This window comes from Pseudomonas chaetocerotis, from assembly GCF_015712105.2.
GTDB lineage: Bacteria > Pseudomonadota > Gammaproteobacteria > Pseudomonadales > Pseudomonadaceae > Aquipseudomonas > Aquipseudomonas chaetocerotis.
The window spans coordinates 86,411-107,381 of sequence record NZ_JACFYX020000001.1 but is presented as its reverse complement, the minus strand read 5'-3'; the positions used below and the strand labels follow the sequence as shown (position 1 = coordinate 107,381).

Below are 20,971 nucleotides of genomic sequence, written 5' to 3'. Positions count from 1 at the left end.
ACCAGCCTCGGGCGGTAGGGCAAAAAGCCCCGCACGAGGCGGGGCAGTGTGATCTGGCCAGTTCCGCTTAGCGGAACATGGCGCTGATCGATTCTTCGTTGCTGATGCGGCGAACCGCTTCGGCGACGACCGGGGCGATGTCGAGCTGGCGAATGCGCGAGCAGGACTGCGCCGCAGCGGACAGCGGGATGGTGTTGGTGACCACCAGCTCGTCCAGGACGGAATTCTCGATGTTCTCGATGGCGCGGCCGGACAGCACCGGGTGGGTGCAGTAGGCGTAGACCTTGGCAGCACCGCGCTCTTTCAGCGCCTTGGCGGCGTGGCACAGGGTACCGGCGGTGTCGACCATGTCGTCGACGAGGATGCAGGTGCGGCCTTCGACGTCACCGATGATGTGCATCACTTCGGACTGGTTGGCCTTCTCACGACGCTTGTCGATGATCGCCAGGTCGACGCCCAGGCTCTTGGCCACGGCGCGGGCACGAACGACGCCGCCGATGTCGGGGGAGACGATCATCAGGTTGTCGAAGCGCTGGTCTTCGATGTCGTCGACCAGGACCGGGGAACCGTAGATGTTGTCCACCGGAATGTCGAAGAAGCCCTGGATCTGGTCAGCGTGCAGGTCGACGGTCAGCACGCGGTCGATACCGACCACGGTGAGCATGTCGGCCACGACTTTGGCGCTGATTGCCACGCGCGCGGAACGCGGACGGCGATCCTGGCGGGCATAACCGAAGTAGGGGATAACTGCAGTGATGCGAGTCGCCGAGGAGCGGCGGAAGGCATCGGCCATCACGACCAGTTCCATCAGGTTGTCGTTGGTGGGTGCACAGGTCGGCTGAATCAGGAAGACGTCCTTGCCGCGAACGTTCTCGTTGATTTCGATCATGACTTCGCCGTCGGAGAACTTACCGACCGAAGCATCGCCGAGGGGAATGTGCAGCTGACGAACGATCCGTCGCGCCAGATCGGGGTTTGCGTTCCCCGTGAAGACCATCATCTTGGACACGCGCAGTACCTGCCGGCTGGGGGTATACCTGGATGGGTATGGAAAATGGCAGGGGCGGCTGGATTCGAACCAACGCATGCCAGGATCAAAACCTGGTGCCTTACCGCTTGGCGACGCCCCTATATTCTGTGTTGAACGCTTGTTGACTCGGTTGCCGATGCCTCCCTGAGGAGGTTATGGCAGGGGCGGCTGGATTCGAACCAACGCATGCCAGGATCAAAACCTGGTGCCTTACCGCTTGGCGACGCCCCTGTATCGTATAACCGAATGCTGAGCATTCACTTCTTGGCCAATGCTTGGAGCTTTCGGTGCAGCATCGAAATGTTGCGACCTTGAGCGACAAAGCTCGGCAGAGTGCCTGGAAGTTGGCGGGCGACTTTATCAGCATCGTCCCGATTTGGGAAGCTCCCAAATATGCAAGCTCCAGTGCCGGTCAATCTAGCTGAAACAAATTTGTTCAACAAGATCAAAGCGTTACGAACTTCAGGGTAACGCTTCTCTACGACCGGCTGGCAGTCGTTTCGACCACCCCCCGCAAGAAGGCTGCGAACTTTAATGGGCGGCGTATCGCGTGTCAACTCGCGCGAGCCGAAAACTTCTGCAGTGCTGACAAAGACTTGCGGCACCGCGACGAGGAACCAGGGTTCGTCAAGTTCGACCGGGGTCAGGCGCTCGCCAACGCCCTCGGCGAAGGCGGCGCGACCGCGCACGAATACCGGTACGTCGGCGCCCAGGGCCAGGCCCAGTTCGGCCAGGCGATCTTCACCGAGTCGGGTTTGCCACAGGTGGTCGAGACCGAGCAGGGTGGTGGCGGCATCCGAGCTGCCGCCGCCGATGCCGCCGCCCATGGGCAGGCGCTTGTCCAGCCAGATGTCGGCGCCGAGCCGGGTGCCGCTGGCTTGCTGCAGTCTTTTGGCTGCACGCACGATCAGGTTGCTGTCGTGCGGTACGCCGTCGATGGGCGTGTGCAGGTGGATTTCGCCGTCCTGGCGGACGCTGAAGCCGAGCTCGTCGCCGTGGTCGAGAAACTGAAACAGGGTTTGCAGCTCGTGGTAACCATCGGCGCGGCGGCCGAGGATATGCAGCATCAGGTTGAGCTTGGCGGGGGCGGGCAGGATCAGTTCGGCGTGGGCGGGGATGGTGGTCATGGCGATGTCGCTGACGGGAGTTCGTAGCCCGGATGCAATCCGGGGCTGGGTGGAGAGTCCCCGGATTGCATCCGGGCTACGGCTCCTGTGGGAGGCGCTTGAGCGGCGACTGCTCGACGAACTGTCGCGGCTGAAGCCCTTCCCGCAGGCTCTGTAGTGAGCTTATTGACCGAGCTGACGCGGTTGCCAGTCCTTGATCACCAGGGTCACTTCCAGGTCCTGGCCATGGAGCTTCAAGCGCTCCGGCAGGGTGTAGCCGTTCTGTTCGGTGTAGCGCAGGTACTCAACCTTCCAGCCGTCCTGCTCGAGCTGCGCCAGGTGGCTCTGGCCATCGAGGGTGATGCGGCTGCGGCTGTCCGGGGCGGGCAGGCCGCGAATCCACCAGAGCAGGTTGGAGACGGGCAGGTCCAGGCGCAGTTGTTCGCGCAGCAGCGCTTCCGGCGATTCGGCGCGGTAGCGACCACGGTTGGACACTTCCAGCAGGATGTCGCCCGGGCGGCCGGTCAGGCGTGCGGCGCCGCCACCCAGCGGGCCGGACAGGCGAATGTCGTAGTAATCCTGGCGCTGCAGCCAGAACAGGGTGGCGCTGCCGGAATCCTGCGGGGCGCGGATGCCGATCTTGCCGTTGATCTGCCAGCCGTCGAGTTGGGTGACTTGCTCTTTGTGGGCTTTCCACGCGGCCGGGTCACCCTGGCCTTCCAGCGCTTCGTGCGAGGTGAGGCCGGCGCAACCGGCGAGCAGGGCAAGGAGGCTGAATACAAGTAGGTGACGAAGCATCAAAGGGTCTCGGAACCGGTCAGGCGCAACAAGGTGTCACGCAGAATGGGGCTGTCGGGCGTTTCGGCGAGGGCGTCGGCCCAGACGCGTCGGGCTTCGCGTTGCTTGTTCTGGGCCCAGAGCACTTCGCCAAGGTGGGCGGCGACTTCATGGTCGGGGAATTTCTCCAGGGCCTGGCGCAGCAGGCGCTCGGCTTCCTCGAGATTGCCCAGGCGATAGTTGACCCAGCCGAGGCTGTCGAGAATCGCCGGGTCGTCCGGGTTGAGCTGGTGCGCCTTGGCGATCAGGTCGCGCGCCTCTTCGTAGCGCGTGGTGCGGTCGGCCAGGGTGTAGCCGAGGGCGTTGAGCGCCATGGCGTGCTCCGGCTCGCGCTCGATGATGTAGCGCAGGTCGGTTTCCAGCTGCGCCAGGTCGTCGCGCTTTTCCGCGAGCATGGCGCGGGTATAGAGCAGGTTCAGGTCGTTGGGAAATTGCTCCAGGCCTTCGTTGATCACCTTCCAGGCCGGCTCGACCTGCTGGTCATTGCTCAGGCTTTCGGCTTCGATCAGGTACAGCTGGATGGCGTAATCGGGCTGCGCGTCGCGTGCCTGGGCCAGGCGTGCGCTGGCTTCTTCGCTGCGCTGTTGGGCGAACAGCAGCTCGGCCTGGCGTTGCTGGGCCGGCAGGTAGTCGTTGCTCGGACCGACCAGGTTGTATTCCTGCAGGGCACTGTCGTTGTCGTTCAGCGCCTCGTAGGCGCGGCCGAGGTTGTAGTGCGCGGCATCGACATGGCTGCGGCGTTCGACCAGCTCTTCGAGGTAGACGATGGCCTCTTCCCAGGCTTCGGCTTCCAGGCACACCAGGGCCAGGGAGAAACGCAGGTCGTCATCGTTGGGGTTTTCCTGCACCAGCTTGGAGAACTCGCCCTTGGCGTCGTCGAGGCGATCCTGCTCGACCAGCAGGCGCGCGTAGGTCAGGCGCAGGCGTTTGTCTTCGGGGTTGTTGCGGATGCCTTTGTGCAGCAGCGGCAGGGCTTCGTCACCACGGCCGAGGCTCTGCAGCAGGCGGGCGCGCAGCAGGATCGGCGACACTTCGTTGCTGCTCGCTGCATTGTCTTCGAGCAACTGCAGGGCCTCTTCGGCGCGGCCGTCCTGTTGCAGGAGGATGGCCTTGCCGAACAGCAACTGGCTGTTGTCCGGGTTCTTGCTCAGCAGGCGATCGAAGCCCTGCAGCAGGCCGGCGCGGGTGTCCGGGTCGGTCTCGGCGGCAGACAGGGCGAGGAAATCGAAGTGGGTATCGCCCTGGCGCTGCAGCACCTGCTCCATATAAGTCATGGATTCGTCGTAACGACCGGCGCGGGCCAATTGCACGGCGGCGGCGCGCTGGGCGTCGATGTTGCCTGGTGCGTTCCTGGCCCAGATCAGTGCACTGTCGAGCGCAGCCTGTTCGGCGCCGAGGTATTCGGCAATGCGGAAGGCGCGTTCGGCGACGCCGGCATCGCCGGTGGCGTTGGCCTGCTGCACGTAGTTGCCGAGGGCGATGTCGAAGCGATTGCGTTGGCCGGCCAGCTCGGCGGTGAGCAGGGCGAACAGGGTTTCCTGGCTGAACGAGCCGTATTCGCTCGGTTCCAGCTGGGCGGCCTGGTCGGCTTCCTGTACCGGCGGCGTACCGTCCGGCTCACTGGGGGCGAAGGTTTGGCAGCCGCTGAGGAAGGCGAGTGCAGTGAGCAACGCGAGGGGTCTGTTCATAGTGCCTTGTCGTGCGTTATTCCGGGGCGACGGCCGTGCTGGCGCTTGCCCTGCGACGTTCGCGGCATCATGACACAAGCCTTGGAGCAAGCCCACTGGCCAGGACGATGCGGCGAACTGTCTATTGGGACAATAGGTCGCGGGAGTTGTTCTCTCGGGGGCGAAGTAGGACAATTGTCGGCTTCCGTATTGCCCCTCAGCGACCCTGCATGGCCTTTATCGCCCTCGGTATCAACCACAAGACCGCCTCGGTAGAGGTGCGCGAGCGCGTTGCCTTCACCCCGGAGCAACTGGTCGAAGCCCTGCAGCAGCTGTGCCGGCTGACGCCCAGCCGTGAGGCGGCGATCCTCTCGACCTGCAATCGCAGCGAGCTGTACCTGGAGCAGGATCAGCTGAGCAGCGACGAAGTGTTGCAGTGGCTGGCCGATTATCATCGCCTGAGCGTCGACGAACTGCGTGCCTGCGCCTATGTGCACAGCGAGGATGACGCGGTGCGGCACATGATGCGCGTGGCGTGCGGGCTCGACTCCATGGTGCTGGGCGAGCCACAGATTCTCGGCCAGCTCAAGTCCGCCTACGCCGTAGCGCGCGAGGCTGGCACCGTCGGGCCGCTGCTGGGGCGCTTGTTCCAGGCCACCTTCAGCACCGCGAAGACCGTGCGCACCGACACCGCCATTGGCGAGAACCCGGTATCCGTGGCCTTCGCTGCGGTCAGCCTGGCCAAGCAGATCTTCGCTGACCTGCATCGCAGCCAGGCGTTGCTGATCGGCGCCGGCGAGACCATCAGCCTGGTGGCGCGTCACCTGCATGACCAGGGCATCAAGCGCATCGTCGTCGCCAACCGCACCCTGGAGCGCGCCAGTCAGCTGGCCGAGCAGTTCGGTGCCCATGCCGTGCTGCTCTCGGATATCCCCGACGAGCTGGCGCACAGCGACATCGTCATCAGCTCCACCGCCAGTCAGCTGCCGATTCTCGGCAAGGGCGCGGTGGAAAGTGCGCTGAAAAAGCGCAAGCACAAGCCGATTTTCATGGTCGACATCGCGGTACCGCGCGATATCGAGTCGCAGGTGGGCGAGCTGGATGACGTCTACCTCTATACCGTCGATGACCTGCACGAAGTCATCGAGGAAAACCTCAAGAGCCGCCAGGGCGCGGCGCAGGCTGCCGAGGAACTGGTGGCCGCCGGCACTGACGACTTCATGCAGCGCCTGCGTGAGCTGGCTGCGGTCGATGTGCTCAAGGCCTACCGTCAGCAGGCCGAGCGCCTGCGCGACGATGAGCTGGCCAAGGCCCAGCGCATGCTGGCCAACGGCAGCAACCCCGAAGACGTACTGGCGCAACTGGCACGCGGTCTGACCAACAAGCTGCTACACGCACCCAGCGTGCGCATGAAGAAACTTACCGCCGAGGGGCGCGTCGACGCGCTCAGCCTGGCCCAGGAATTGTTCGCCCTCGACGAGGGCGCGCCGCAGGACAAAGGTCTGCAATGAAAGCTTCACTGTTGAACAAGCTGGACAACCTCAGCGACCGTTTCGAGGAACTGACCGCGTTGCTCGGCGACGCCGAGGTGATTGCCAAGCAGACGCAGTTTCGCGCCTACTCCAGGGAATATGCCGAGATCGAGCCGGTGATCGCCACCTTTCGCGAGCTGCGCAAGGTGCAGGGCGATCTCGAAGGTGCCCAGGCGCTACTCAAGGAAAGCGACCCGGACCTGCGCGAGATGGCCGAAGAGGAAGTCGCCCAGGCCAAGGAAGCGCTGGTCACCCTGGAAGACAAGCTGCAGCGCATGCTGCTGCCGAAAGACCCCAACGACGGCCGTAACGTCTACCTGGAAGTGCGTGCCGGCACAGGCGGCGACGAGGCAGCCATCTTCTCCGGCGACCTGTTCCGCATGTATTCGCGCTATGCCGAGAAGCAGGGCTGGCGAGTCGAGGTGCTGTCAGCCAACGAGGGCGAGCACGGCGGTTTCAAGGAAGTGATTGCCCGTGTCGAAGGCGACAACGTCTACGCCAAGCTCAAGTTCGAGTCCGGTGCTCATCGCGTGCAGCGTGTGCCGGAAACCGAATCCCAGGGCCGTATTCATACCTCGGCCTGCACCGTTGCGGTGTTGCCGGAGCCGGACGAGCAGGCCGCCATCGAGATCAATCCGGCTGACTTGCGCGTCGACACCTACCGCAGCTCCGGCGCCGGTGGTCAGCACGTCAACACCACTGACTCGGCGATCCGCATCACCCACATTCCCACCGGCACTGTGGTTGAGTGTCAGGAAGAGCGCTCGCAGCACAAGAACCGCGCCAAGGCCATGGCCTGGCTGGCAGCCAAGCTGCAGGACCAGCAGGAAGCGGCGGCGCACAAGGAAATATCCGAGACGCGCAAGCTGCTGGTGGGCTCCGGCGACCGCTCCGAGCGCATCCGCACCTACAACTTCCCGCAGGGGCGAGTGACCGACCACCGCATCAACCTGACCCTGTATTCGCTCAATGAAGTGATGGCCGGTGGTGTCGAGGCCGTGATCGAACCGCTGCTGGCCGAGTACCAGGCCGATCAGTTGGCGGCGCTGGGGGACTGACCGCAGCGGCAAGTTGCAAGTCATAAGCTGCAAGTTGAATGTGCTTTTGTAGGGTGGATGACGCTTTTTTCATCCACCATTCCACGCGGTGGGGCGATCAGTCGTTACGACCCACCTATGCAAGAACTGCAAGCCGCAAGTCGAATACGGGCCATCTTGTCGCTTGAAGCTTGCCGCTTGAGGCTTTAACGCATGTCCACCATCGAATCCCTGCTCAACAGCGCCGACCTGCCCGACTCGCCGACACCGCGATTGGATGCGGAGTTGCTGCTGGCCGCCGTGCTGAACAAGCCGCGCAGCTACCTGCGCACCTGGCCGGAGCGTGATCTGGATGTGGTCCAGCAAGTGCAGTTCAACGCGTTCATGCAGCGCCGCCGGAGTGGCGAGCCGGTGGCCTATATCCTCGGCCATCAGGGCTTCTGGAGTCTGGATCTGGAAGTAGCGCCGCATACCCTGATACCACGTCCGGATACCGAACTACTGGTGGAAACCGCGCTCGACCTGCTGCCTGCCACCGCGCTGGCGGTGCTGGACCTGGGCACCGGCACCGGCGCCATCGCCCTGGCTTTGGCCAGCGAACGTCCGACGTGGCAGGTGACCGGTGTGGATCGCGTCGAGGACGCGGTGGCCCTGGCCGAGCGCAATCGTCAACGCCTGCAACTGGGTAACGCCCGTTTCCTGCACAGCCACTGGTTCTCCGCGCTGACCGGGCAACGCTATGGCCTGATCCTGAGCAATCCACCCTATATACGCGCTGACGACCGCCATCTGAACGAGGGCGACGTGCGTTTCGAGCCAAGCAGCGCCCTGGTCGCCGGCAGCGACGGGCTGGACGATATTCGTGCGATCATCCAGGCCGCGCCGCAGCACCTGCTGTCCGGTGGCTGGCTACTGCTGGAACATGGCTTCGACCAGGCCGAGAACGTGCGCAGGTTGCTCGCCGAGGGCGGCTTCGTCGAGGTCGATAGCCGGCGTGACCTGGGCGGCCATGAGCGCATCAGTTTGGGACGTTTCGACCGTGAGTGATCAGATGCTGAGCGATGAAGAACTGCTGCGTTACAGCCGGCAGATTCTGCTGAAACAGATCGACGTAGAGGGGCAACTGCGCCTCAAGCAGGGCCGTGTGCTGATCGTCGGCATGGGTGGGCTGGGTTCGCCCGTGGCGCTGTACCTGGCAGCCGCTGGGGTCGGTGAACTGCACCTGGCCGACTTCGACACGGTGGACCTGACCAACCTGCAGCGGCAGATCGCCCACGACACCGCCAGCATCGGCCAGGCCAAGGTGGATTCGGCCATGGCGCGCCTGGCAGCGATCAATCCGCAGATCAGCCTGGTGCCGCATCGTCAGGCGCTGGACGCTGACTCGCTCGCCGCCGCCGTGGGCACCGTCGATCTGGTGCTGGACTGCTCGGACAATTTCACCACCCGCGAGGCGGTCAACGCTGCCTGCGTTGCTGCCGGCAAGCCGCTGGTCTCCGGCGCGGCGATCCGTTTGGAAGGGCAACTGTCGGTGTTCGATCCCCGCAATGCGGCCAGCCCCTGCTATCACTGCCTGTATGGCCACGGCAGCGAAGCCGAGCTGACCTGCAGCGAAGCCGGTGTGGTCGGGCCGCTGGTCGGCCTGGTCGGCAGCCTGCAGGCACTGGAGGCGCTGAAACTGCTGGCCGGTTTCGGGGAGCCGCTGGTAGGCCGCCTGCTATTGATCGACGCGCTGGGCACGCGCTTTCGCGAGTTGCGGGTCAAGCGCGATCCAGCCTGTGAGGTGTGTGGTGGGCGCTAGCAGGCCGTTGAAAAACGTAGGCGAGGCAGGCAAGACAAGGCAAAAACGGCCGAAAAAGCGCAGTTTACGTGTTGTAAATGAGCATTTTGAGGCCGTTTTTAACGCAGTATTGCCAACGCAGGTAGTTTTTCAACGGCCTGCTAAGGATAGGCTGCGTAGCCGTGGGGATTATTTGCAATGAATCAGTCGCAGGCGCCGGTTGGCGTTTTCGACTCCGGCGTCGGCGGCCTGTCGGTGCTGCGCGAGATTCGTCAGTTGCTACCCAACGAGACGCTGCTTTACGTCGCTGACAGCGGCCATGTGCCCTACGGCGAAAAAAGCCCGGAGTACATTCGCGAGCGCTGCGTGCTGATCACCGAGCACCTGCTGGCGCAGGGTGCCAAGGCCCTGGTGCTGGCCTGCAATACCGCGACGGCCGCAGCGGCCGCCGAGTTGCGCGAGCGTTATCCGGACTTGCCCATCGTCGGCATGGAGCCTGCGGTAAAGCCGGCGGCGGCGGCGACTCGCAGTGGCGTGGTCGGTGTGCTGGCAACCACCGGTACGCTCAAGAGTGCCAAATTCGCTGCTCTGCTCGACCGCTTCGCCAATGATGTGCGAGTGATCACTCAGCCTTGCCCGGGGTTGGTGGAATGCATCGAGGAGGGGGAGCTGCAGGCACCGGCTACCCGGGAGCTGCTGCGCGGCTATGTCACGCCGCTGCTGGCCGAGGGCTGTGACACGCTGATTCTCGGCTGCACCCACTATCCCTTCCTGCGTCCGCTGCTGAGCGAGATGGTGCCGGCCTCGGTGACCCTGATCGACACCGGTGCGGCAGTGGCGCGTCAACTGCAGCGTCTGCTCACTCAGCACGACATGTTGGCAACCGCGCCCGCTCAGGCCACGCGCTATTGGAGTAGCGGAGAAACTGCGCAGCTTTGCCGCGTATTGCCGATTTTGTTGAATGAAGAGTCCGAAGTTCTTTCGATATAGTGAATTTTTTTGGAATTAGGCTTTCTCTGATATCGAATACTTCTATATTTTTGCAACGAGCCTAATAAAAACCTCTCGCTATAAAGGAATGACTCATGAAGAAGTTGTGTGCCTTTGCTGCAGCAGCGGCCCTGACGTATGGAACTCTGGGTACTGCACAGGCTGCGGATGTAACCGCAGCTATTGGTCAGAGTGGCGATTCCACCATGGTCTATCGCCTGGGTGCGCAGTGGGACTGGAACCACAGCTGGCTGGAGAGCAGCTATGGCCGTCTGACTGGCTACTGGGATCTGGGTTACACCTACTGGGATGGCGACGAAACGGCGAGCAATCACAGTCTGTCGTTCTCGCCAGTGTTCGTCTACGAATTCGCCGGGCAGAACGTGCGCCCCTATATCGAAGCCGGCATCGGCGTTGCCGCCTTCTCCAGCACAGAGCTGGAGAGTAACGACCTGGGCTCGTCGTTTCAGTTCGAAGACCGCATCGGCGTCGGCCTGCGCTTCGCGGGCCAGGAGATTGGTTTGCGCGCGATCCACTATTCCAACGCCGGTCTGAAGAACCCCAATGACGGTGCAGAAGCCTACACCGTGCACTACCGCATGAGTTTCTAAGCGGCCATGTAGGGTGCGCCGTGCGCACCGCGGAGGGTAGCGCTGGCTCTTCGGTGCGCGCGGCGCACCCTCCGGGTTCAGATGTAAGCGTCGGCGATACCGCGGCGCTCTTCCAGGCATTCGGCCGAACCCAGCTCGAACTCCCGGCAGATCAGTGGGCGCACTTCGTAGATGGTGCAGCGCATGCTGTTGCGGTCCAGCGCTGCGCACCAGTTGTCGTCCAGGCGACGCATCACTTCGCTGCCCCACTGGTCGGTATCGATGAAATGCTGTGGCACGTCGTTATCGCCGAACAGCATGACTTCCAGCTGGCAACAGCAAGCCGCGCAGGTGCTGCAGCTGACCTCGGGTTCGGTTGGCAGTTGGGTATGCGGGATGGTCTGGCTCATGGCGCGGCAGTGTACGCCATGCAGTGGATACGCGGGACTTGGGCTGACAGGGGGCTACGCGCAGTGCCGCCATTGCCGCATGCCGGCCAGCCGTTTTTCGTAGCGAAGCGTTCAGAACCCGTACCGCCCAGATTCGCGGCGGGGCGCCGCTCCTACAGAGGTGATCGGTTAGGCCGAGCGGCGGTTGCGCAGGCTTTGCTCGTACTGCGCACGATAGAGTTTGGCGAAGCCATGCAGCACCGGCAGCACAACGGCCCAGATCAGCGCGAAGATCGCCAGGGTTGGCCAGGTGCCCAGCGGCAGGGCGACGCCAGCGATCTTGGCGCCGCCGTAGTAGGACAGCGGTGCGGAAACTGCGCCGAGCAGGCTGGCTCGCCACCAGGGCTGGGCGGTCCAGGCCAGGCAGTGATTGAGCGTGCTGGCCAGCAACAGCCAGAGCAAGGCCAGCCACAGGGGAATCAGCTGGCGCTCCTCACCGAAATCGAACACGCCGAGATTGAGCAGGAAGCTATCCAGCGCACTGCCGGCGAGAAACACGCTGAGCAGCAGCTTGCCTTCGGCGGCCCAGCTGCTGACCCATAGCAGGTGCACGCCGATGATCGCTGCCACCACCAATAGCCAGGGGCTGTCGCCTGCAAAGACGCAGACCAGCCAGCCGAGCTGGAACAGGAGGGCATTGGCGATCAGCTTAGGCATTGAAGTTTCCTAACAGAGGCGCAGGGCGAGCGGCCGGTTTGGCCAGCAGCAATTGCGCGGTGCCAATGGTGCGTTCGAGGAAGCCGCCTTCGCAATAGCAGAGGTAGAACTCCCACAGGCGATAGAAGTAATCGTCGTAGCCCAGTTGCTCGAGTCGCTGCCGCGCGTGACGCAGATTGTCGTGCCACAGGCGCAGGGTGCGCGCGTAGTGCAGGCCGAAATCTTCCATGTGGTGCAGGTTGAAGTCGGTGTACCGGGTGACTACGTCGAGCATCTTCTGCACTGAGGGCAGGGCGCCGCCCGGAAAGATGTAGCGCTGGATGAAGTCCACCGACTTGCAGGCCTGCTCGTAGCGCTGGTCGCGGATGGTGATGGCCTGCAGCAGCATCAGCCCGTCGGGCTTGAGCAGGCGCGCGCACTGCTCGAAGTAGGTGGGCAGGAAGCGATGGCCGACGGCCTCGATCATCTCGATGGAGACCAGCTTGTCGTACTGGCCGTCGAGGTCGCGGTAGTCCTCGAGCAGCAGGGTGACGCGATCCTCCAGACCCAGCTCGCGAATGCGTCGCTCGGTATGTGCGTGCTGTTCGCTCGACAAGGTCGTGGTGGTCACCCGGCAGCCGTAATGGGTCGCAGCATAGATGGCCATGCTGCCCCAGCCGGTACCGATCTCCAGCAAGTGGTCGCAAGGCTTCAGCGCCAGCTTCTGGCAGATGCGTTCGAGCTTGTTGAGCTGCGCCTGCTCCAGGCTGTCGTCCTCGTTCGCGAACATGGCTGCCGAATACATCATGGTCGGGTCGAGGAATTGCTCGAACAGGTCATTGCCCAGGTCATAGTGCGCTGCGATGTTGCGACGCGAACCCTGTCGGGTGTTGCGGTTGAGCCAGTGCAGGCCCTGGATCAACGGTCGGCCGAGGCGTGCCAGACCGCCTTCCATCGCGTCCAGCACGTCGAGGTTGGCGACGAAAATGCGGATCACCGCGGTCAGGTCCGGCGTGCTCCAGTAGCCATGGATATAGGCCTCACCCGAGCCGATCGAGCCATTACCCGCCACCAGGCCCCAGACCGCAGGGTCATGCACCGTGATTTCGGCGCGCAGGCTGGCCTGCGGGTTGCCGAAATGCAGGCTGTCACCCGCTTCATGGATGACCAGCAGGCCGTGGTGCAGGTTCTGCAGCTGGCGCAGCACCGCGCGCCGCAACAGACCGGCGCCAATGCCGTTGCCACTGCGTACCAGGCTTCTGGTTGAGGTCAGGCTAGAGCTCTTCATGAGGCATGTCCTTCACTTGCGGTCGGGCGACACGGAAGCTGCCTTCCGCGGGCTTGTGGTCGAAAATCGGGATGCGCTTGAACAGCAGGCGCATCGCCTGCCAGTAAATGGCGACAAGGGTCTTGCCGGTCATCCAGGGGAAACTGAGCAGATAGCGGTGCAGGCTGGCGCGGTCGAGGGCCTGGCGGTGCAGGCTGAGGGTGGCGTCGAACATCTTGGTTTCGCCCTGCCAGTCGGCCATGTGCACGCCCAGGCGTTCACCGACCGCGCTGAAACTCATGCGGTACTGGAGCTCACGCGGCAGGAACGGCGAGACGTGAAAGGCCTTGTCCACGCTGACCTGATGGCGGCCTTCGCCCTCGGCTGGCAGTACGTAGTGATAACGCTCACGCCACGGCGTATTGCTGACTTCACAGAGAATCGCCATCAGCCGCTGGTCAGCATCATGGCAGTAGAAAATGCTCACCGGATTGAAGGCCAGGCCCCAGCTGCGCGGCTGGGTCAGCACGCAGATGCGACCTTGCGGGCGCGTGCCCAGTGCCTGCTCCACGCGCTCGCGCACGGCTTCATGCAGCGCCACGCCCTGGCGGGTGAACTCGGGCAGGTAGTCGCTCTCGCGAAAGGCGAAGGGCGCCCAGCGGCCGGAGCCGGCCAGTTTCGAGAGGGTGAACAGTTGCGCCTGTTCGCTCAGGTCGAGGTACAGCAGGCCCATGCGATAACGAAAGGCATGGGCGCGCGGGGCGAAGCGGCGATGCAGCACCCAGCCGCTGTACAGGGCGCTGTGCATCAGAGGTTTTCTCCGAAGGCGCGCGCTACACGCAGCGCACTGACCACGCCATCTTCATGAAAACCGTTGGCCCAATAGGCGCCGCAGTAGTAGGTGTGCTGGGCGCCCAGCAGCTCTTCCCAGCGCGCCTGGGCTGCGGTACCGGCCAGGCTGTACTGCGGGTGGGCGTACTGGAAGCGTGCGAGGATCTTGCTTGGGTCGATGGTGGCGGTCTGGTTGAGGCTGACGCAGAAGGTGGTATCGCTGTCGATGCCCTGCAGGATATTCATGTCGTAGGTCACGGCCGCCATCTGTTCACGCGGCCCGCCCAGACGATAGTTCCAGCTGGCCCAGGCCAGCTTGCGCTTGGGCAGCAGGCGCGTATCGGTATGCAGCACCACGTCGTTGTTGGCGTAGGGCAGGGCACCGAGAATTTCACTTTCCTTCTCGCTGGCCTGATCGAGCAGGGCCAAGGCCTGGTCGCTGTGGCAGGCAAAGATCACCTTGTCGAAGCGCTCGTTGCCGGCGGCGCTGTGCAGGGTGACGCCGTCTTCATCGCGCATGACGCGAATGACCGGACAGTTGAGGCGAATGCGCTCGGCGAAGCTGGCGGTCAACGGCGCCACGTAGCTGCGCGAGCCGCCTTCGATCACCTGCCAGGTCGGCCGGTCACTGACCGAGAGCAGGCCATGGTTCTTGCAGAAGCGCACGAAGAACTGCAGCGGGAAACCGAGCATGTCGGCCAGCGACATCGACCAGATGGCCGAGCCCATCGGCACGATGTAATGCTCGATGAAACGACGGCCATAGCCGTTGCTCTCGAGGTACTGGCCGAGCGTGGTATCGGCTCTGATGCGGTTGCTGGCCAGGTCGTCCAGCGACTGACGATTGAAGCGCAGGATGTCGCGCAGCATGCCCCAGAACGCCGGCGACAACAGGTTGCTGCGCTGGGCGAACAGGGTGTTGAGGTCGTGGCCGTTGTACTCCACGCCGGTGGCCGGGTCGCTGACCGAGAAGCTCATTTCGGTGGGTTTGAAGCCGACGCCGATCTGCTCCAGCAGGCGGATGAAATTGGGATAGGTCCAGTCGTTGAAGACGATGAAACCGGTATCGATGGCGTAGCTGCGCCCCTCCACCTGCACGTCGACGGTGTGGGTGTGGCCACCGATCCAGTCGCTGGCTTCGAACACCTGAATGTCGTGCTGGCGGTTGAGCAGGTAGGCACAGGTCAGGCCGGCGATACCGCTGCCGACGATGGCGATTTTCATGCGTTGTCCTCGTTGCGCGCCATGCGGCGACCTATGGCCAGTTGCAGGCTGCTGGGCAGGCTGCCGAGCAGTTTCAGTATGGCAATGAAGGGAGTAGGAAAGGCGATCTCGTGTGGGCGCTTGTCCAGGCGCGCGGCGATATGTCGGGCGGCGCGCTCGACCGGCCAGCGCATGGGCATCGGGAAGTCGTTCTTCTGCGTCAGTGGGGTGTCGACGAATCCGGGGCTGACCAGGGTGACGTCGATGCCTTCGCTGGCCAGGTCGATACGCAGTGTCTGCATCAGGTAACGCATGGCGGCCTTGGAGGCACCATAGGCTTCGGCGCGCGGCAGCGGCATGAAGGTCACCGAGCTGCCAACGCCGACCAGGTGTGGACGCTCGCCCTGGCGCAGCAGGGGCAGGGCCGTTTCGATGCAGTAGCTGGCGGAAAACAGGTTGGCGCTGACCACGCGTTCGATCATCGCCGCCTCGAACTGGCGCACGTCGACGTATTCGCAGGTGCCAGCGTTGAGGATCACGCAATCCAGCGCGCCCCACTGTTGAGCGATGCGTTCACCGATGGCGTGTACCTGCTCGGCGTCGGTCAGGTCACCCGGGGCGACCAGCACCTGATCGCCATAGCGCGCTGCGAAGTCCTGTAATGGGCCACTGCTACGCGCGCTCAGTGCCAACTGATGGCCGGCCTTTAGCAGTTCTTCGGCCAGCGCGGCACCAATGCCGCTGCTGGCGCCAGTTAGCCAGATACGTTTCATGCCAGCCTCCGTTTCAACCAGGCGATCACGCTACCGAGCAGCGGCAGGTGTTCGTAGAGCAGCGCGCCGGCATCGAAGTAGTCGCGGTGTTGATAGACACGGTCGCGCCAGAGCAGGTGCGAGCAGCCTTCGACTGCGATCTCGGCACCGCCACGCAGGCGCGGATGACGGTAACGCATGGTCCAGCGTAGATAGCCTTCGCCTTCGACGACCTGATCGAAGCCGTGAAATTCGAAGTGCAGCGCTTCCACGTTGGCATACAGCTCGGCGAAATAGCGCCGTACCGCCACCAGGCCGTGCACCTCATGCAGCGGGTCGCGAAACAGCACATCGTCGCTGTACAGCTCGCCGAGCAGCTCGAGGTTGTCTTTGTTCAGTGCGGCGAAGCGCTCGGCGAAGTCGTGAAGGAATGCACTCATGCCGGAACCTCCCGCGCAGAAAGGTTCTTGAACGCCGCCAGCGCGCGCTCGCGCGAGCGTGACAGATCGACGATCGGACGCGGATAACCGGCGGGTGCGAACAGGCCGCCCAGCGCAGACGGGTCATGGATATCGCGCTTGTTCAGCCCGGCCAGCTCTGGCACCCACTGGCGAATGAACTGGCCATCGGGATCGAACTTCTGTGACTGGCTGATCGGGTTGAAGATACGAAAGTAGGGCGCCGCATCGGTGCCTGTGGACGCACTCCACTGCCAGCCGCCGTTGTTCGCCGCCAGGTCACCATCGATCAGATGACGCATGAAGAAGCGCTCGCCCTCGCGCCAGTCGATCAGCAGGTTCTTGGTCAGGAACATGGCGACGATCATGCGCAGGCGATTGTGCATCCAACCGGTTTCCAGCAGTTGGCGCATGGCCGCGTCGATGATCGGCAAACCGGTACGCCCCTCTTGCCAGGCCGCCAGATCCTCCGGGGCGTGGCGCCATGGCACCGCCTCGGTTTCCAGGCGGAAGGCACGGTGGCGCGACACCCGTGGGTAGCCGACCAGTGTGTGCTTGTAGAACTCGCGCCAGAGCAGCTCGTTGATCCAGGTGACGATGCCAGGGTTGCCACTGTCGAACTCGCCCTGATTGGCCGCGAGTGCGGCATGCAGGCACTGTCGCGGCGATACGACCCCGGCGGCCAGGTAGGCCGACAGCTGGCTGGTGCCAGGCTTGGCGGGGAAGTCGCGTTCGTCCTTGTAGTAGATGACTTGCTCGTCGCAAAAGCGCGCCAGGCGCTGCAGCGCTGCCTCCTCTCCGGCGGGCCAGAGCAGGCGCAGGCTGTCGCTGGTGATGGCGAAACCCTCTACGGTTTCGGGAATGGCGTCACTGCTGGTGGCCAGCGGCGTTTGCGCCTTCGGTGGGGCGATCAATGCCGGCAGGGCTGTGTGCAGGCGCTCGTAGCACACTTTGCGAAACTGGCTGTAGACCTGGAAGTAGCCGCCGGAGCGGGTCAGGACGCTGCCAGGCTTGAAGAACAGCTGATCGAGGTGGCTGTGCCAGGCGATGGCCTGCTGGCCGAGGTAGGCGCAGACCTGTTGATCGCGCAGGCTCTCGTTGATGCCGTACTCTTCGTTGACGTGCACGGCGCTGATGCCGTGTTCATGGCAGATCTCGGCGACCTGCACTGGCGCCTCGCTCCAGTCATGGCAGTGACGCACCAGCAGCGGCACATTGAGCGCTGCCAGTGCTTTGCTCAGCTCGGCCAGGTTGCGCAGCCAGAAGTCCACTTTGCTCGGGGCATCGTCATGGCGCTGCCATTGACCGGGCGTTACGAGATACAGGGCGATGGTCGCGCCGCTGCTCATGGCGCGGATCAGGGCGGTGTTGTCCTGGGTGCGCAGGTCGCTGCGAAACCACATCAGTTGCTGCATGGGGTGACCTCTTGGGCGCCGAGCAAGCCGTTACGGAACAGCCAGGCGTGCGCGGCGAGCGGGTCGCTGGCCGACTCCAGGCTGGTCAGCGAGTCGCGGTGAATGTGGGCGGCGGGACCTGCGAGCAGCAGTGGCACCGGGCATTGTTCGGCCAGACGGGGTAACTGGCGGCGCACCAGGGCGCCCTCCAGCGCTTCTTCGGCGTACAGCAGCACGGCGCGCGGCGCGATGTGCTCCAGCGCCGTCAGCAGTTCATTGGACGGTAGCGGCCAATCGAAGACTTCCACCGGACAATCGCTGGCGCTGGCCAGCCAGGCGCACAGCCACAGGCCCGGCTCCATTGGCGCCTCACCGAGGTTGATCAGCAGCAGTGGCGCGCCGCCGACCTGGCGATTGCAATGATAGATGCGAGTGGCCAGCTTGCTGCGCAGCCAGGAAAGGAAGAACACCTGCTCGGCACGTGCGCCGAACTGGCCTTGCCAGCGCTGACGCAGATCACCGAGCAGCGGCCATAGCAGTTGCTCGACCAGGGTGCTGGCCGGGTAGAGCGCCAGGGCCGAGTTGAAGCGATCATCCAGACGTCGCTCGTTGAACTGGACGATGCAACCGAGCAGCTCGTTGCGTTGCCGTGACCAGTTGTCGGTCTGGGTTGCTTGCGGCACCTGCTCATGGTCGAGCAGTGCCTTGACCTGTCCGACGGCAACGCCGCGAGCCAGCCAGGCGAGAATGGCGTTGATGCGTACGAGGTTGGCCGGTGAATAGAGACGGTGCCCCTTGGGCGTGCGGTAGGGCACGATCAGGCCGTAGCGGCGTTCCCAGGCGCGCAGGGTCACGGCGTTGATACCGGTGCTGCGTGCCACCTCGCGGATTGGCAGGTAGCCCTCGTCGAGCGCCTGGCGGTAGTCGTGGCCGGTTTCTTCTTCGGCGATGGTTTCGCTGGTCATGGCATCACAACGCGTTGCGCAGGCTGAGTGGCTCGGGGTGCGGCTGCAGGTACGCCTGCCCGGCGATATAGCGATCCGGGTGACGGCGGAAGTGGTGCTTGAGCAACGTCAGCGGTACTACCAGCGGCACGATGCCGTCGCGGTATTGACCGATCAGTTGCTGCATCTCCTGCTTCTCGTCAGGGCTCAGGGTGCGTTTGAGGTAGCCGCTCAGGTGCTGCAGCACGTTGCTGTGGGTGCCACGGGTGGCGCATTTCTTCAGCGCGCTCATCAGCTCGCTGAAATAGCGCGGCGCCAGCTCGCCCAGATCGTGCTGGCTCAGGTCGCCGAGCATGCGTCCGAGTGACTTGTAGCGCACCGGGTCGGTCGCCATCAGCAGGTACTTGTAGCGCGAATGGAAGGCGATCAGCGCGCGGCGCGTCAGGCCTTGCTGCAACAGGTGCTGCCATTCGGCGTGGGCGTAGACGCGGGTGATGAAATTCTCGCGCAGCACCGGATCGTTGAGGCGACCGTCCTCTTCCACCGGCAGATCCGGGTGACGCGCACAGAAGGCCGCCGCGAAGATGCCACGGCCCGGCTCGCTCGGGCGTCCGCCCTCCTGATAGACCTTGACCCGCTCCAGGCCGCAGGAGGGCGACTGCTGCATGAAAATGTAGCCGCTGATGCCTTGCAGCTCAGTGGCCATGCGCTCGCCATAAGCGGCCAGGGCATCGGTGACGTCGCGCGAGCGGTCAACGGTGCCGACCGCGCGGGGGGCCTGCGGATCGCCGACCAGGCGAATGGGCTCGCGTGGGATCGACATGCCGATGCCTACTTCGGGGCAAACCGGAATGAAATCGAAGTGTTCGGTCAGGCTGCGGCTGCACAGGCGCGACAGCTTGTGGCCGCCGTTGTAGCGGACTTCTGCGCCCAGCAGGCAGGCGCTGATACCCAATTTGGCTTTGCTCTCTTGCATAACCTGACCTCGTTAGACCTTGTACATGAAGCTAACCATGTACAACTTGTGTCTATCATAGGTGTGCGGTTATACAAGTCAAATACTTTGTATAGGTTTGGTATTGGTTTTCTGTGCAGGCACGCGGCATCAGCCGAGGGCCGCTGTCAGGTATGGCAGCAGGCTCAGCGCCAGCCTTGCAGCCAGCGCTCGCTGTCTTGCAACTGGCGCCAGTCGAGTTGCTGGCTGCGTTGCGTGAGCACCGCCTGAAGCTCTACGCCGAGGATGTTGTCTTGCTCGTCGCGGATCAGCTCGGTCACCAGGAAATGACGCTCGCGGTTCTGCGGCTGCGCGGCTGTCCATTTCGACAGCAGCAGTTTGCGCGGGTTGAGGCGACGTTTGTCGGGCGCGCTCATTGCAGGTGCTCGAGCAGGCGGCGAGCAGCATCCTGGCCGCTGAGCCAGGCGCCTTCGACCCGCCCTGACAGGCACCAGTCGCCACAGGCATACAGGCCCAGGTCGGCGTCGGCCAGTGCTCCCCACTGATGCGCCTGTGCCGGGCGTGCATAGAGCCAGCGATGGGCGAGGGTGAAGCTCGGTGGTGGCACGGCGCAGCCGATCAGCTCGGCGAAGGCGCCGTGCAACTGCTCGATCACCGCCTCCTTGGGCAGATCCAGATTCTGCCGGCTCCAGGCGCTGCTGGCGTGCAGCACCCAGGTGTCGAAATGGTTGTCGCGGCCAGGTTTGCTGGGGTTGCGCGCCAGCCAGTCGAGTGGACTGTCCTGCACGAAGCAGCCCTCGACGCGAGTGTCCAGGGGGCTCTCGAAACCCAGTGCGACCGCCCAGGTAGGGTCCATGATCACGCTCGCTGCGGCGCCAGCCAATTTCGGGGCGGCCGCCAGCAGGGCGCTGGCTTGTGGGGCGGGCGTGGCAACGATCACGTGGCTGTAAGGGCCGTGACTGTTGCCTTCGGCATCCTGCAGGCTCCAGTAGCGGTCGCCACGGAACACTTCGGTAATACGGCAGCTGAATTTGACCGGCAGTGCGCCGAGCATGGCGCGGGTGATGGCGCTCATGCGTGGGCAACCGACCCAGCGCAGTTGTTCGTCCGGCGAGGCACTGAGCTGACCGTCCTGAGCGTTGTACAGGCTTGGCTGCCATTCAGCGACCCAGCCACGGGCCTGCCATTGCTGCACCACCTCGACGAAGCGGCGGTCACGCGCGGTGAAATATTGCGCGCCAAGATCCAGGCTGCCGGCGTCGCTGCGCTTGCTTGCCATGCGCCCGCCACTGCCACGGCTCTTGTCGAAGAGTTCGATGTTCTGGCCGGCGGCGTGCAAAGCCTGGGCGGCGGAGAGCCCTGCGATGCCGGTGCCAATGATGGCGATGGGTGCGTTCATGGTTACCTCGTCAGCGCTGAATGCTATACAGGCTAAGGCTTGGACAAAAGCTATACAAGAGTGTTTTCATGTATAGATATAGCCGAAAGCGGCGCTCCCTTGCTTTAGGTTTAG

At 63.7% G+C, this 20,971-nt stretch carries 22 protein-coding genes and 2 tRNA genes; 6 read left to right on the top strand and 18 right to left on the bottom strand.

What is annotated here, in order from left to right; all coding sequences use genetic code 11:
* Positions 1 to 67: 67 nt before the first annotated feature.
* From H3221_RS00530 to H3221_RS00505, 6 genes are all read right to left on the bottom strand, one after another.
* Positions 68 to 1,009 (bottom strand): ribose-phosphate pyrophosphokinase, encoded by a 942-nt coding sequence (locus H3221_RS00530; RefSeq protein WP_003244667.1) that lies wholly within the window; start codon positions 1,007 to 1,009, stop codon positions 68 to 70.
* Between the two features lie 46 nt (positions 1,010 to 1,055).
* Positions 1,056 to 1,130: transfer RNA gene (locus H3221_RS00525), tRNA-Gln, on the bottom strand.
* 56 nt (positions 1,131 to 1,186) lie between these two features.
* A tRNA-Gln gene (locus H3221_RS00520) sits at positions 1,187 to 1,261 on the bottom strand.
* Positions 1,262 to 1,287: 26 nt separating this feature from the next.
* Entirely contained in the window at positions 1,288 to 2,157 is an 870-nt protein-coding gene (ispE, locus tag H3221_RS00515; protein WP_196476891.1) for a 4-(cytidine 5'-diphospho)-2-C-methyl-D-erythritol kinase, read from the bottom strand.
* 162 nt (positions 2,158 to 2,319) lie between these two features.
* A complete protein-coding gene (gene lolB, locus H3221_RS00510; RefSeq protein ID WP_397427941.1) occupies positions 2,320 to 2,937 on the bottom strand; it encodes a lipoprotein insertase outer membrane protein LolB in 618 nt (205 codons plus the stop codon).
* Positions 2,934 to 4,661 (bottom strand): tetratricopeptide repeat protein, encoded by a 1,728-nt coding sequence (locus tag H3221_RS00505; protein WP_196476889.1) that lies wholly within the window; start codon positions 4,659 to 4,661, stop codon positions 2,934 to 2,936. The genes lolB and H3221_RS00505 overlap by 4 nt, the downstream gene beginning before the upstream one ends.
* A gap of 209 nt (positions 4,662 to 4,870) precedes the next feature.
* On the opposite strand from H3221_RS00505, the gene hemA reads away from it, so the two are divergent.
* The 6 genes from hemA to H3221_RS00475 all read left to right on the top strand — a co-directional run bounded on the left by hemA (position 4,871) and on the right by H3221_RS00475 (position 10,590).
* Positions 4,871 to 6,151 (top strand): glutamyl-tRNA reductase, encoded by a 1,281-nt coding sequence (gene hemA / locus H3221_RS00500; RefSeq protein WP_196476888.1) that lies wholly within the window; start codon positions 4,871 to 4,873, stop codon positions 6,149 to 6,151.
* The gene (gene prfA / locus H3221_RS00495) at positions 6,148 to 7,230 is read left to right on the top strand and encodes a peptide chain release factor 1 (RefSeq protein ID WP_196476887.1); all 1,083 of its coding nucleotides are present in this window, start codon (positions 6,148 to 6,150) and stop codon (positions 7,228 to 7,230) included. The genes hemA and prfA overlap by 4 nt, the downstream gene beginning before the upstream one ends.
* Before the next feature lie 192 nt (positions 7,231 to 7,422).
* The gene (gene prmC / locus H3221_RS00490; RefSeq protein ID WP_196476886.1) at positions 7,423 to 8,256 is read left to right on the top strand and encodes a peptide chain release factor N(5)-glutamine methyltransferase; all 834 of its coding nucleotides are present in this window, start codon (positions 7,423 to 7,425) and stop codon (positions 8,254 to 8,256) included.
* A 4-nt stretch (positions 8,257 to 8,260) separates the two neighbouring features.
* Positions 8,261 to 9,010: a molybdopterin-synthase adenylyltransferase MoeB gene (locus tag H3221_RS00485; protein ID WP_196476904.1), complete on the top strand. Its 750-nt coding sequence runs from the start codon at positions 8,261 to 8,263 to the stop codon at positions 9,008 to 9,010.
* Positions 9,011 to 9,187: 177 nt separating this feature from the next.
* Positions 9,188 to 9,979 carry a glutamate racemase gene (gene murI / locus H3221_RS00480; RefSeq protein WP_196476885.1) on the top strand — a complete coding sequence of 264 codons (792 nt, stop codon included), beginning with the start codon at positions 9,188 to 9,190 and terminating at the stop codon, positions 9,977 to 9,979.
* A gap of 95 nt (positions 9,980 to 10,074) precedes the next feature.
* Positions 10,075 to 10,590 (top strand): acyloxyacyl hydrolase, encoded by a 516-nt coding sequence (locus H3221_RS00475; RefSeq protein WP_196476884.1) that lies wholly within the window; start codon positions 10,075 to 10,077, stop codon positions 10,588 to 10,590.
* 77 nt (positions 10,591 to 10,667) lie between these two features.
* Here the strand turns inward: H3221_RS00475 and H3221_RS00470 are convergent, their stop codons facing one another.
* From H3221_RS00470 to H3221_RS00415, 12 genes are all read right to left on the bottom strand, one after another.
* Complete coding sequence (locus H3221_RS00470) at positions 10,668 to 10,979, bottom strand: YkgJ family cysteine cluster protein (protein WP_196476883.1); 312 nt, start codon at positions 10,977 to 10,979, stop codon at positions 10,668 to 10,670.
* Positions 10,980 to 11,147: 168 nt separating this feature from the next.
* On the bottom strand, positions 11,148 to 11,675 hold the full coding sequence (locus tag H3221_RS00465; RefSeq protein ID WP_196476882.1) for a DUF2878 domain-containing protein: 528 nt from the start codon (positions 11,673 to 11,675) through the stop codon (positions 11,148 to 11,150).
* Complete coding sequence (locus tag H3221_RS00460; RefSeq protein ID WP_196476881.1) at positions 11,668 to 12,942, bottom strand: SAM-dependent methyltransferase; 1,275 nt, start codon at positions 12,940 to 12,942, stop codon at positions 11,668 to 11,670. The genes H3221_RS00465 and H3221_RS00460 overlap by 8 nt, the downstream gene beginning before the upstream one ends.
* Complete coding sequence (locus H3221_RS00455; protein ID WP_196476880.1) at positions 12,929 to 13,729, bottom strand: DUF1365 domain-containing protein; 801 nt, start codon at positions 13,727 to 13,729, stop codon at positions 12,929 to 12,931. Before H3221_RS00455 ends, H3221_RS00460 begins: the two co-directional genes overlap by 14 nt.
* Entirely contained in the window at positions 13,729 to 14,976 is a 1,248-nt protein-coding gene (locus tag H3221_RS00450; RefSeq protein ID WP_196476879.1) for an NAD(P)/FAD-dependent oxidoreductase, read from the bottom strand. Before H3221_RS00450 ends, H3221_RS00455 begins: the two co-directional genes overlap by 1 nt.
* A complete protein-coding gene (locus tag H3221_RS00445) occupies positions 14,973 to 15,728 on the bottom strand; it encodes an SDR family NAD(P)-dependent oxidoreductase (protein ID WP_196476878.1) in 756 nt (251 codons plus the stop codon). Before H3221_RS00445 ends, H3221_RS00450 begins: the two co-directional genes overlap by 4 nt.
* Positions 15,725 to 16,147 carry a nuclear transport factor 2 family protein gene (locus H3221_RS00440; RefSeq protein ID WP_196476877.1) on the bottom strand — a complete coding sequence of 141 codons (423 nt, stop codon included), beginning with the start codon at positions 16,145 to 16,147 and terminating at the stop codon, positions 15,725 to 15,727. Before H3221_RS00440 ends, H3221_RS00445 begins: the two co-directional genes overlap by 4 nt.
* Positions 16,144 to 17,580: a deoxyribodipyrimidine photo-lyase gene (gene phrB / locus H3221_RS00435; protein WP_196476876.1), complete on the bottom strand. Its 1,437-nt coding sequence runs from the start codon at positions 17,578 to 17,580 to the stop codon at positions 16,144 to 16,146. The genes H3221_RS00440 and phrB overlap by 4 nt, the downstream gene beginning before the upstream one ends.
* Positions 17,568 to 18,524: a MerR family transcriptional regulator gene (locus tag H3221_RS00430; RefSeq protein ID WP_196476875.1), complete on the bottom strand. Its 957-nt coding sequence runs from the start codon at positions 18,522 to 18,524 to the stop codon at positions 17,568 to 17,570. Before H3221_RS00430 ends, phrB begins: the two co-directional genes overlap by 13 nt.
* Before the next feature lie 4 nt (positions 18,525 to 18,528).
* Positions 18,529 to 19,479, bottom strand: a complete 951-nt coding sequence (locus tag H3221_RS00425) for a YbgA family protein (RefSeq protein WP_196476874.1) — start codon at positions 19,477 to 19,479, stop codon at positions 18,529 to 18,531.
* Positions 19,480 to 19,643: 164 nt separating this feature from the next.
* Positions 19,644 to 19,874, bottom strand: a complete 231-nt coding sequence (locus tag H3221_RS00420) for a TIGR02450 family Trp-rich protein (protein WP_196476873.1) — start codon at positions 19,872 to 19,874, stop codon at positions 19,644 to 19,646.
* Positions 19,871 to 20,857: an NAD(P)/FAD-dependent oxidoreductase gene (locus H3221_RS00415; RefSeq protein WP_196476872.1), complete on the bottom strand. Its 987-nt coding sequence runs from the start codon at positions 20,855 to 20,857 to the stop codon at positions 19,871 to 19,873. The genes H3221_RS00420 and H3221_RS00415 overlap by 4 nt, the downstream gene beginning before the upstream one ends.
* Positions 20,858 to 20,971 lie beyond the last annotated feature (114 nt).